The sequence below is a fragment of the Peteryoungia algae genome, from assembly GCF_030369675.1.
Taxonomy (GTDB): Bacteria; Pseudomonadota; Alphaproteobacteria; order Rhizobiales; family Rhizobiaceae; genus Allorhizobium; species Allorhizobium algae.
Window position 1 is genome coordinate 2,540,858 of record NZ_CP128477.1, and the last position, 12,049, is coordinate 2,552,906.

Annotated in this window: 10 protein-coding genes; 4 read left to right on the plus strand and 6 right to left on the minus strand. The window is 63.0% G+C overall.

The features are described 5' to 3' along the window. Window positions 1-6: 6 nt before the first annotated feature. Window positions 7-1,350 carry an HlyD family type I secretion periplasmic adaptor subunit gene (locus tag QTL56_RS12115; RefSeq protein WP_245137889.1) on the plus strand — a complete coding sequence of 448 codons (1,344 nt, stop codon included), beginning with the start codon at window positions 7-9 and terminating at the stop codon, window positions 1,348-1,350. A 348-nt stretch (window positions 1,351-1,698) separates the two neighbouring features. Here the strand turns inward: QTL56_RS12115 and QTL56_RS12120 are convergent, their stop codons facing one another. The 3 genes from QTL56_RS12120 to QTL56_RS12130 form a co-directional block, all read right to left on the minus strand. Then, window positions 1,699-2,478, minus strand: coding sequence for an ATP-binding cassette domain-containing protein (locus QTL56_RS12120; protein WP_229576153.1), 780 nt, complete (start codon window positions 2,476-2,478; stop codon window positions 1,699-1,701). Then, window positions 2,478-3,602, minus strand: coding sequence for an ABC transporter permease (locus QTL56_RS12125; protein WP_229576154.1), 1,125 nt, complete (start codon window positions 3,600-3,602; stop codon window positions 2,478-2,480). The genes QTL56_RS12120 and QTL56_RS12125 overlap by 1 nt, the downstream gene beginning before the upstream one ends. Window positions 3,603-3,729: 127 nt before the next feature. Then, a complete protein-coding gene (locus tag QTL56_RS12130) occupies window positions 3,730-4,680 on the minus strand; it encodes a sugar ABC transporter substrate-binding protein (RefSeq protein ID WP_229576155.1) in 951 nt (316 codons plus the stop codon). Window positions 4,681-4,867: 187 nt separating this feature from the next. Here QTL56_RS12130 and QTL56_RS12135 point away from each other — a divergent pair, with 187 nt between their 5' ends. Next, window positions 4,868-5,863: a LacI family DNA-binding transcriptional regulator gene (locus QTL56_RS12135; protein ID WP_229576156.1), complete on the plus strand. Its 996-nt coding sequence runs from the start codon at window positions 4,868-4,870 to the stop codon at window positions 5,861-5,863. A gap of 7 nt (window positions 5,864-5,870) precedes the next feature. Here QTL56_RS12135 and QTL56_RS12140 read toward each other — a convergent pair whose 3' ends face one another. The 3 genes from QTL56_RS12140 to QTL56_RS12150 are packed head-to-tail and all read right to left on the minus strand — an operon-like array spanning window position 5,871 to window position 9,041. Continuing rightward, window positions 5,871-7,004 carry a Gfo/Idh/MocA family protein gene (locus QTL56_RS12140; RefSeq protein WP_245137891.1) on the minus strand — a complete coding sequence of 378 codons (1,134 nt, stop codon included), beginning with the start codon at window positions 7,002-7,004 and terminating at the stop codon, window positions 5,871-5,873. An 11-nt stretch (window positions 7,005-7,015) separates the two neighbouring features. Next, a complete protein-coding gene (locus QTL56_RS12145) occupies window positions 7,016-7,909 on the minus strand; it encodes a TIM barrel protein (RefSeq protein ID WP_245137892.1) in 894 nt (297 codons plus the stop codon). A 16-nt stretch (window positions 7,910-7,925) separates the two neighbouring features. Continuing rightward, window positions 7,926-9,041: a Gfo/Idh/MocA family protein gene (locus QTL56_RS12150; protein ID WP_245137893.1), complete on the minus strand. Its 1,116-nt coding sequence runs from the start codon at window positions 9,039-9,041 to the stop codon at window positions 7,926-7,928. 128 nt (window positions 9,042-9,169) lie between these two features. Here QTL56_RS12150 and iolD point away from each other — a divergent pair, with 128 nt between their 5' ends. Both iolD and QTL56_RS12160 read left to right on the plus strand, forming a co-directional pair. Next, complete coding sequence (iolD, locus tag QTL56_RS12155) at window positions 9,170-11,041, plus strand: 3D-(3,5/4)-trihydroxycyclohexane-1,2-dione acylhydrolase (decyclizing) (RefSeq protein ID WP_245137894.1); 1,872 nt, start codon at window positions 9,170-9,172, stop codon at window positions 11,039-11,041. Next, the gene (locus tag QTL56_RS12160; RefSeq protein WP_229576161.1) at window positions 11,038-12,039 is read left to right on the plus strand and encodes a PfkB family carbohydrate kinase; all 1,002 of its coding nucleotides are present in this window, start codon (window positions 11,038-11,040) and stop codon (window positions 12,037-12,039) included. The genes iolD and QTL56_RS12160 overlap by 4 nt, the downstream gene beginning before the upstream one ends. The last annotated feature ends 10 nt before the right edge of the window (window positions 12,040-12,049 follow it).

A 12,049-nucleotide genomic window follows, 5' to 3' on the forward strand; every position in this document is an offset into this window, starting at 1 on the left:
ACGCGCATGGCAGACATCGCCAAGGTCCACGACATCGAGTGGTATTCCGAAGTGCCACGATCGATCCGCAAGCAGACGATTGTCGGCCTCGTTCTCGTGGCCGTCGCCTTCGGCGGTTTTGGCACATGGGCATCGACAGCGCCGCTTGCCGCCGCGGTCCTTGCCCAGGGCAGCTTCGTCGCCACCGGCCAGAACAAGATCCTGCAGCATCTGGAAGGTGGCATCATCGAGCAGATTCTCGTCAGCGAGGGTGACGAGGTGGTCGAAGGGCAGGCTCTCGTGCAACTGGACGAGACTGCGGCGCTGGCGAAGAAGCGCGAACTTTTTCTGCGCCATATGCGACTCGATGTGACCGCAGCGCGGTTGACCGCTCAATTCGAGACCATGGAAAAGCTCGATCTCTCCTCCTTGGTGAAAGAATACCGCGGCGATACCGATGTCTGGGCGATCCTTGTCAGCCAACAACTCAGCTTCAGATCCCAACAACAAAAGCTGTCCAGCGAGATCTCCCTGCTGCAGCAGAATATCAGGGCGCTCGAATTCCGTGAGATTGGCTATACGAGGCAGCGCGATGCATCGATCCGTCAGCTCGATCTCCTGAAGGATGAATATGCGGCAAAGGAGATCCTGCTGAAGAAGGGTGTTGCACGCGCAAACGAGGTCAAGGCCATTCTCCGGGCGATTGCCGAGGCGGAAGGTCAGATCGGAAGACTGGAGGCGGAAATCGCCGAGACCCAGACACAGCGAACGAAAGGCGAGCAGGAGGTGCTGCGCGCCACAAGTGCCTATCGGGAAGACGCATTGGAGCGCCTGCAGGCCATACAGGGCGAGCGTGACATGGTGCGACAGCAGCTGCGGGAGGCGTCCAACATCCTGGAGCGCGCAACAATCAATGCACCGGTTTCCGGGACCGTCGTTCGGATCCACTATCACACCAATGGCGGTGTCATCGAAAGCGGCAAGGCAATCCTTGAGATCCTGCCGGCTGATGTACCGCTGATCATCGAGGCACAGATTTCGCGCAATGATATTGACAGCGTCAAGCTCGGGCAGGAAGCAACCGTTCGGCTGGTCGCACTGAACCAGAGAACGACGCCTGTGATCCAGGGGGAGGTCTTCTATCTCTCCGCCGACGCGCTTCAGCAATCGGGAAACGGATCAGCCTCCTCAAACGACGTCTACCTCGCCCGGATCAACATTGCGCCCACTGAGCTGGCGCGTGTGCACGGCTTCACACCGACCCCCGGCATGCCGGCGGAAGTGATGATCCAGACCAACGAAAGAACCTTCTTCAACTACATCGCAAAGCCCATAACCGACAGCATGTCGCGCGCCTTCTCGGAACAGTGAAACCCCAGGGAGACAATGGTGGGCGGAGATAGTGAGCTTGGCTTGACCGTTCGGCACCGGCGGCAAGCCCCCCCTCAAGCTGAGGAACATGCTCCGGGAGTGGGCTTCCGATATCGCCGCCACAACTTTTTGTGTTGGACGAACGATCATCCGCGTCACTGACACCAGGAAGCCGGAGGCTTCCAGCAGCCGGCTCTTGCACATCTGGTCGCCGCGCCTATCGCGCCTGAACCGGATCAGTACAGCAGATTTCAGCAGCAGCTGGAGGATGGTGATGGTTCAGGCACGCCGAGCGGGTTGGATTTGTACCCGCCCCGTCCGTCCGAACCACCACCTCTCCCCATGCCGTCAAACGGTCCCGCCGAGGGAACCTTCGAGCGTCGCCAATTCCTGACCGCCGGCCATCATGTCCTGAAGCTCTTCTGAAGAGATGTCGCCTCGCAAAGCCGTACCAAGTGTGCGGCCGCGGTTGAGAACCGTGAAGCGGTCACCCACGGCGAGCGCATGGCGGACGTTGTGGGTGATGAAGACCACGCCGATCCCCTGCTTGCGAACCTTGTCGATGGTCGCGAGGACGTTGGCGGTTTGGCGAACGCCAAGCGCTGACGTCGGCTCATCGAGGATCAGTACCTTTGCGCCAAAATGCACCGCCCTTGCGATGGCTACGGTCTGCCGTTCACCGCCAGACAGCGTGCCGACTGCCTGGTTGGGACCGCGCAGGCTGATGCCCATGTTGCGCATTTCCTCCATGGTCACCCGATCGGCATAAGCGTGGTCGAAGAAGTTGATGCCCAGCACCTTCTTGACTGGTTCATTGCCCATGAAGAAATTGCGGGCCACGGACATCAGCGGGATCATCGCCAAATGCTGGTGCACCGTTGCGATACCAGCGGCGATGGCGTCACGCGGGTCATCGAACTGCAGGGGCTGCCCTTCAAACTCGATCTGTCCTTTGGTCGGTTTGTGGACACCTGACATGGTCTTGATGAAGGTGGATTTGCCAGCACCGTTATCGCCGAGCAGACAATGACATTCACCGGCATATACTTCCACCGTAACGCCGGCCAGCGCGATGACGGAGCCAAAGTGCTTTTCGATATTCATCATCCGGATGATGGGATCGGACATCAGCGTTCTCCCGTAATGACACGGCGGATATAAGTGTTCAGGATCACTGCCATGAGCAGGATGCACCCGAGGAAGACGCGAAACAAGGAACTCTCCACGCCAGCAAAGAACAGGCCCTGTTGCACGACGCCGAAGATCAGCGCTCCGAGTGCCGCACCGATGACCGAACCATAACCGCCGGTCAGCAAGGCTCCGCCGATGACAACGGCAATAATGGCCTCGAATTCTTTCAGCAGGCCGCGATCGGCACCTGCGGATCCGAATTCCATGACCTGGCAGGTGGCGAAGACGGTCGCGCAGAAGGCCGTGAACATGAACATCAGGACCTTGACCCGAGCCACCGGCACGCCGGAATTGCGGGCCGCCTCTGCGTCGCCACCGGCAGCGAAGATCCAGTTGCCGAACCGGGTTCGGGTCAGGAGAACATGGCCGAAAATGATGAGCGCGAGAGCCCAGACGACCAGCATCGGAATGCCATCAACCACGGGCTTGCCAATATTGGTGCCACGATCAAAGACGGTGAGGATGCCGGCATCGCCCAGCCATTGAAACAGCGGCGCCCCGATTTTTCCGCCGAAGACCGTCGCGAGCCAATCGCCTTCAGCCGCATCGCGTATGCCGCCGATGATGGTTTTACGCTCGATCGTTTGCGGCAGGTAAATGGTGAACCCGCGTAGGATGAAGAGAGAGGCAAGTGTCACAATAAAGCTGGGAAGTCCGGTGCGAATGACGATGTAGCCATTGAGGGCACCGATGAGGACACAGATCACAAACGTGACGATGATGACGATCCACATCGGCCAGGCCAGTACCACGCCGAAGATCGCGATCATCATGCCCGCGAAACCGATCATGGAGCCGACCGACAGGTCGAACTCGCCGGCGATCATGAGCAGGCAGGCGCCAACCGCGATGATCATGAACTGGGCCGAGACCAGTCCCCAGTTGAGGATGCCCTGGCCTGAGAACATGCCGCTGCCGGAAGCAAAAACGGCAAAAACGGCAAAAACGATGATGGTTCCGCAGATCCCGCCCAGTTCCGGCCGGATCAGCCAGCGGCGAAATGCCGACATTTCTTTGATGCGCTCGTCGATGACGGCGTCGCCTTGTGTGGCGTCAGACATGGCCTGTCCCCAGTTTCACTCGTCGATTGATGGAAGTGGCCGCGCCCTGCAAGGGCAAGCCGCAGCCAAGGCGGTCCACACGCCCAAGGCGTGTGCACGCGCCAGAACGATCCTCAGACCGTCGGGATCAGCGATACTCGCCGGCGAACTTCTCGACCTTGACGAGACCGTCCTTGGTCACGAAGCCCGGGCCGGAGTTGATGTTGTTGCCCGGCAGCACGCCGTAGCGATCCCAGTTGGCGAGGATCACGACGGGCATGTAGGCCTGCAGGAACGGCTGCTGGTCGATGCCCCAGTTGATCACGCCGTCCTTGATCGCTTTGACGATTTCTTCGCCGAGGTCGAAGGTGCCGAAGTGGACGGCGCCGGCCATCCCGTTTTCCTTGAGCGCCGCGATGGTCGGATCGGCGGAGACCGGCCCGAGCGTCAGGATCCCGTTCACGTCCGGATTGGCGGAAAGATAGGCAAGCACCTTGTTCTTGATTTCCGCCGGGTCGGTGCCGGAATCCATCATGGAATTGCCGAGATCGATGCCGAGGCCGTCGGCGTAGCCGCGGCAGCGTTCGCCGACAGTCGGTTGCTGGATGGCGTGGTTGACACAAAGGAACTTTGTCACGCCCTCGCTCTTCGCTCGCATGCCGGCGGCGACGCCGGCATCGTATTCCGGCTGCCCCACATACATCAGCGCACCCACTTCGCGCGCCTGGTCCGGGGTCCCTGTGTTCATGATGATGACATCAATGCCCTGGTCGACGGCGGCCCTGATAGGCCCCTTGAGCACATCGAAGTCTGCGAGTGTGGTGATAATGCCGTCCGGCGCCGAGGCCGCAGCCTGCTCGATGATGCGGGCCATGTCGGCAATATCGCCGGTCGGCGGATTGCGGTATTCGACGTTCGCTCCGACCTGCTTGCCGGCCAGCGCAATGCCGTTCTTGATGGTGTTCCACCAGGTGTCGCTGTCTGGCGCGTGGCTGACAAGCACATAGGTTTCGCCCTCGGCTTGGGCCGTCGAGACAGCCATCAGCGGGGTCAGTGCGACGGTCACCGTCGCCAGAAGTGTCTTCATCACGGATTTCATGGTGTTCCTCCCGGGTAAATATCCTCGCGGGGCGGCAATCCTGTTCCCTTGACCGTCCCGCCACATTAGGGAACCACATCTTGCGGAATTTTGCAACCGCTTGCAAAAATTGTATTGCCCCTGCGGCCATGATACAGACCGGATGAGACCCCAAGCAAACGACTCGGATGGAGACAATGACTTGCCGGTGACCTTGAACGATGTGGCTGCCCGCGCCGGCGTTTCGCCCTCCGCGGTATCGCGCACTTTCACCGAGGGCGCCTCGGTCTCGCAGAAGACCCGACACAAGGTTGAAAAGGCGGCGCGCGAACTGGGCTACACGCCAAGCGCCCTGGCCTCCGCCCTGAGCACCGGGCGCACCAAGCTGATCGGCCTCGTCTCAAACAACTTTCACAATCCGATCTTCCTGCAGGTCTTCGACCTGTTCACCCGGCACCTGCAGGAGCGCGGGCTTCGGCCACTGCTGGTCAACCTCTCGAACGAGATCGACCCGGCGCAGTCGCTGCGGATGCTTCGACAATACTCTGTCGACGGGGTGATCGTGGCCTCATCCACCCTTCCCCCGCATTTTGCCGAGGCGTTCAAGAACGCCGGCATGCCTGTGGTTCACTCCTTCGGGCGCTGGTCTTCGTCCCCCAACGTCAATGTGGTCGGGATCGACAACGTCACTGGCGGCCGTATCGCTGCAGACACGCTGATCCAGCGCGGCTACAGGCGGGTGGCTTTTCTTGGCGGACCGGAGCAGGCGACATCGACGATCGACAGGCGCGCGGGATTCCACGAGGCGATCCGCGCGCATCCCGCCATGCGCTACACCGAATCCTTTGCAAGCGCCTATTCCTTCGAGGCGGGGCGGGCGGAAATGCAGCGCCTGATGGCGGCGGGAGATCTGGCCGAGGCCTATTTCTGCGGCGACGACGTGCTGTCGATCGGCGCAATGAGCGCGCTGAAGGACGGCGGCCTTGCCATTCCCGACGACGTCGGGATTATCGGGCTCAACAATATGCAGATTGCCGGCTGGGAAAACATCGCCCTGACGACCATCCATCTGCCGGTGAAGGAGATCATCCAGTCATCGATCGAACTGGTCGTGTCACTGATGGAGGACTCCGAGCGCCACCCCGAAGCCCGCATTTTCCCGTGCCGGCTGGTGGAGCGCAAGACCTTGCGCCCCCTGCCCTAGCGGATCCTCAGCGAAACATCGTTGGCCGAGCATCGACCCAGACACCGCCGCGCCCGGCCGAGTCCACCGCAGCGTGCACGGCCGCCATCGAGCGCAGCCCGTCCGCAGCGCTCGGCAGCGCCGCCCGGTTTTCCCCGGCAATGGCAGCCGCCAGATCGACATAGATATTGGCGACGGCCAGCGGGAAGCCTTCCGGATGGGCGATCGCGACGCGGCTGAGGCGGGTCGCCTCGTCCGACAGGCCGGACTCGCCCTTTTCCATGATCTGCGTCCGACCGCCGACCGGAGTGTAATACACTTGGTTCGGCTGCTCTGACGCCCAGCGCATGCCGCCGGTCTCACCGAAGACCTGAATGTCGAAACCGTGCTGGCGGCCAATGGCGACCGACGAGGTCCATAGCCGCCCGACGGTGCCGCCCTCCATGCGGAAATTGACCATCGCATCGTCTTCCAGCGTACGGCTATCGATGGTGGAGGCAAAGTCCGCCGACAGCGAGCGCACCTCGTCACCGGTGATGAACGATGCCATGTGCAGGGCATGGATGCCGCAGTCGGCAAATTGGCCGGAAATGCCCGCCATTGCCGGGTCGTAGCGCCAGCGCACGCGCGGATTGTCGGCATCGGCTGCATTGCCATGGTGGCCATGGCTGAAATTGGTAATGACGAGCCGCACCTTGCCGATCTGGCCGCTCGCCACCATGTGCCGCATCTCGCGCACCATCGGATAGGCGCTGTAGCAGTAATTGACGGCGCAGATTCGGCCGCTTGCCCGCGCCACACGTACGATCTCCTCGCCTTCCTCGACCGTCATCGTCATCGGCTTTTCGCAAAGGACGTTGAATCCGGCCTCAAGGAAGGCCTTGGTGATCTCGAAATGGGTGGAGTTCGGTGTGGCTACCGTAACGAGATCGACGCGGTCGTCACGGCCGCGCTCGCCGGCCAGCATTTCCGTCCAGTCGCCATAGGCCCGGTCGGCGGCACAGCCCAGGCGCTGCGCATATTCGCGTCCCTTCTCCGGATTGACGTCCAGCGCCGCCGCGGTCAGGGCGAACAGGCCATCGGCCTGGGCGCCGAGCCGATGAGCCGGGCCGATCTGACTGCCCTCCCCGCCACCGATCATGCCCCATTTCAGCTTCTTCATGTCAGCGCTCCTCACTTGAACCCGATTGATTCGAGATATTCGCGGTTGGCAATTGCATCGACCACCGGCCTGCCTCCGAGCGTCGGATCGCAATCCTGCTCGACGGTGCACCAGCCTTCGAAGCCATGATCGACCAAAACGTCGCGTACCGCCGAGAAATCGACGCTGCCCTTGCCGAGATTGCAGAAGATCCCCTGGCCGCAGGCATCGTAGAAGCCAGTGCGATTGGCCACCACATCGGCGCAGACGACAGTGTCTATATCCTTGAAATGCATGTATGAAATTCGTCCGGCGTGGCGCTTCATGAACGCCACGGGATCGAAGCCTGCATAGGTGTGATGGCCCGTGTCGAAGCAGATCTTCAGCACGGACGGATCGACCTCATCAAGCAGTCGCTCCAGTTCCGGCTCGAAATCGATGAAGCCGGCGGCATGGGCGTGGATGCCAACCGTCAGGCCGAACTCCTCCGCGCCCAGCCGCGCGACGTGGGCGATGCGGTCGCGGAAGGCCCGCCATTCATCCGGCCCCATCTGCTCGGCCTCGCCGGCACGCCCCGCTGTCGGCGCACGCCGCGGCGAGATGCTGTCGATCAGCACGAGATGCCGGGCACCATGCGCGACCAGCGCCTTGCAGGTGCGCACGGACGCGTCAAGCACGTCGTCCCACTGGGCCGGATCATGAAACGGCCGGAACACGACGCCACCGATGAGCTCAAGATCGTGCTCGTCAAGGGCCTCGGCCAGCACCGCCGGGTCTTCCGGCATGAAGCCGACCGGCCCCAGTTCAATGCCCTTGTAGCCGGCCTGCGCGCATTCCTTCAGCACCGTCTGCCAGCTGGGATTGCGCGGGTCGCTGGCAAATTCGACGCCCCACGAGCACGGGGCATTTCCGATACGGATCGTCATCGGACAGTTTCCTTTTCTAGATCGATGAGATGGCAACCCACCGTTTTTCGGCGGCAGAGTGCAGGGCGGCGGCGACGATCTGATTGACGATCATGCCGTCTTTGAAGGAAGGCCAGGCCGACTTTCCTGTGGCGATAGCCTCAAGAAAGTCGCGAGCCTCGATGATGATCTGGTCCTGGTAGCCGGTGCCGTGGCCCGGCCCCTGGCAGAACGGCTGGTAGTCGGGATGTTCGGGGCCTGTCAGGATCTTGCGAAACCCACGCTGTGCGGCCGGCCCTTCGGCGAGATAGAGCCAGAGCGCGTTCTGATCTTCCTGATCGAAGCGGATCGCGCCCTTGGTGCCGTGCACCTCGTAGGCGTATCCCATCTTCCGCCCGGTCGCCACGCGGCTGAAAAAGAGGTGACCCATCACGCCGCTCTCGAAGCGGCACATGAGATGCGCCTGGTCGTCGTTGGTGACCGCGCGCATACCCTCCGGCGATGGGCGCTCCTTGTGAACGGTCTCGATCTCTGCGCTGAGCGACGCGATAGGGCCGAGCAGGGTCAAGGCACAATTGATCATGTGCGGGGCGAGATCGCCCATCGTGCCATTGGACACGCCCTCGGTCCGCCAGGTGGCCGGCGCCAGCGGATCAGCCAGGAAGTCCTCGGTGTGCTCGCCCCGGAACCAGGTCACTCGGCCGATCGCCCCATCCTCGATCAGCTGCCTTGCAAATTGCGTTGCCGGCGTGCGGATGTAGTTGAAGCCGACCAGGTTGACGGCACCCGCCTTATCCGCCGCCTCGACCATGGCCTGGCTGTCGGCCAGCGATGCGCCCAGCGGTTTTTCGCAGAACACCGGTTTGCCGCGCGCGAAAGCCGCTTCGGCGATCGCGCGATGCTGCGACTGCGGCGCCGCGATGACGACGGCCTGAACCATCGGGTCATCGACCAGTTCCTGCCAGTTTGCCGTCGCCCGCGAAAAGCCGTAGGCGGCCCGATAGCGCTCCGCCGTATCGGGGCTCGAGGCGGCGACCATCTCCAGGCGCGGCCGAAGCTCGGTGTTGAACACGGCACGCACGGCCGCATAGGCGACCGCGTGGGCCTTGCCCATATAGCCGCCGCCAATGATGCCGATTCCGATCTCGGTCATGCTTCCCTCCCATCCGCCAAAAAAACTTTTTGCAAGCGGTTGCAAAATTGGTAACGTGGGTTCAAGCTTTAATCAACGGCCTAAATGTGTCGGCTAGCCAAAAAAAGATAGCCGGTCGAGGGAGAGACATGACCAAGCCCGTAGAAACCGTACGCCTGACGACCGCGCAGGCGATCGTGCGCTTCCTGGTGAACCAGTACGTCGTGATCGACGGGCGGGAGACAAGGTTGTGCGGCGGCGGATTCGGCATTTTCGGCCACGGCAATGTGCCGTGCCTCGGCGAAGCCCTCTATGCCGTTCGCGACGAGCTGCCGCTCTATCGCGGCCAGAACGAGCAGAGCATGGGCTTCGCCGCCGCCGCCTATGCCAAGTACCACCTGCGCCAGCGCTTCATGTTCTGCACCGCCTCGGCCGGACCAGGCACCGCCAATCTCCTGACGGCCGCCGCACTGGCGCATGCCAACCGGCTGCCGATGCTGATGCTGTGCGGCGACAGCTTCGTCACCCGGCTGCCGGATCCGGTCCTGCAGCAGCTCGAACACTTCAACAACCCGACGCTCGGCGTCAACGACGCGTTCAAGTCCGTCACGCGCTACTGGGACCGGATCACCCACCCCGCGCAGATCATCCAGGCGCTGCCGGCGGCAATCGCCACCATGCTCGATCCGGCCGACTGCGGCCCGGCCTTCATCGGACTTCCGCAGGATGTTCAGGGCTGGGCCTACGACTACCCGGTCTCCCTGTTCGACAAGCGCATCCACCGGATTCGCCGCCAGACCCCTGACGTCGCCGAGATCGCCGACGCCGCCGCGCTGCTGAAGACGGCACAGCGGCCGATGATCATCGCCGGCGGCGGCGTGCAATATTCCCAGGCCGTGGCCGAGCTCACCGCCTTCGCCGAGCGTCACGGCATCCCCGTCGTCGAAACCATTGCCGGGCGCGCGAACCTCCTCAACGATCATGAGCTCAACATCGGCCCGCTCGGCGTCACCGGTTCGAACAGCGCCAACGCCATTGCCGAGAAAGCCGATGTCATTCTGGCTGTCGGCACCCGCATGCAGGATTTCACGACAGGCTCCTGGACTGCCTTTGCTCATGACGCCCGCATCATCGGCCTGAACGCGGCCCGTCACGACGCGATGAAGCATCTGTCGCTGCCGGTCGTCGGCGACGCGAAACTCGGCCTGCTCGCGCTTGGCGAGGCGCTCGGCACCTATCGGGCGCCCGGCACATGGGTCGAAGCCGCCGCGGGCGAGCGCAAGGCGTGGAACGCCTATGTCGCGACGAACGTGGCGCCCGGCAACCGGCCCAACTCCTATGCTCAGGCGATCGGCGTCGTGAACGCACTGTGCGACAAGCGCGACCGCGTTGTTGCTGCGGCGGGTGGACTGCCCGCGGAACTGACGGCCAACTGGCGCACGCTGGAGGTCGGAACGGTGGACGTCGAGTTCGGCTTCTCGTGCATGGGCTACGAGATTGCCGGGGGATGGGGTGCGCGCATCGCCCAGTCGGAACGTGAACCGGACCGGGACACGATCGTCTTCGTCGGCGACGGCTCCTACCTGCTGATGAATTCCGACATCTACTCCGCGGCGCTGACCGGCAAGAAGCTGATCATCCTGGTGCTGGACAATGGCGGCTACGCCGTCATCAACAAGCTGCAGAACAACATGGGAGGCGACAGCTTCAACAACCTGATCGCCGATTGCCCGACCATTCCCGCCCCGTTCACGGTGGACTTCGAGGCCCATGCAGCCGCCATGGGCGCCGAGGCCGTCTCCGTGACCAGCCCGGAGGAACTGGGCAACGCCTTCAAGGCGGCCAAGGCCAGCAGCCGCACCAGTGTCATCGTGATGAAGGTCGACCCCTACGAGGGCTGGACGCAGGAGGGACATACCTGGTGGGAGGTCGGCACGCCGCAGGTCTCTGGAAGTGAGCGCGTTCTCGACGCCCACAGGAAGGTCGAAGACAGCCGCCATCGTCAGAGGAAGGGCGTATGATGGACCGGGTATTGTCCGGCATCGGACGCAACAGCTTTCTCGTCGTCGGCCGCGTAGGCATGGATACTTTCCCGGAACCGCCAGGCACGGCCATCGAGGACGCTGAACTGCTGCGCGTCGACATCGGCGGCTCGGCCGCCAACATCGCCGTGGGGCTCGTCAAGCTGGGCGGAGTGGCCGCGCTCGCCACCCGCGTCTCCGACGATGCTGTCGGCCGCTATTGCGTCGCCAGACTGCGGCGATACGGCGTCAGTGCCGATCACGTCCACCCGGTCTCCGGTCCCGGTGCCTCTGAGCGCCGCAATTCCTTCGCCATCTATGAATCGCGACTGGAAGGGCACCAGAGCGTCATCTACCGCAATGGCGCCGCCGACTTCGAGATGGATGCCGCCGACATGGACGCGGTCGACCTGGCGCCCTATGGCGCGGTGATCGCGGCGGGCACGGTGTTCGCCGCCGAGCCGTCACGGAGCGCGGCCTTCCACGGGTTCAAGCGGGCAAGGGCCGCCGGCATGCCGGTGATCTTCGATGTCGACTACCGGCCCTATTCCTGGCCCTCGCCGGAGGTCGCAAGTTCGGTCCTGTCGGAAGCGGGTGCGCTTGCCGACATCATCGTCGGCAACGAGGAGGAGTTTGGCTTCATGGCCGGCGGCATCGACCGCGGCCTGGACATGGCCCGCGACCTGGCGCGCACGAGTGCTGCCATGGTGGTCTACAAGATGGGCCATCGCGGGGCGATCACCCTGGTCGGCCAGACCGAAACCCGGACCGGAATCTACAAGGTCCAGGCGCTCAAGCCGACCGGTGCCGGAGACAGCTTCATGGCCGGCCTGCTGTCGAGCCTTGCTGACGGCCGTGAGTTGACGGAAGCGGTCCTGCGCGGATCGGCCTGCGCGTCCATCGTCGTCTCGAGGCCAGGCTGCGCCCCGGCCATGCCGACCCGCCTGGAACTTGACGCGTTCCTTGCCTCGCATCTCGGCCCTGAACTGGTCGACTGAAACGGAGAGC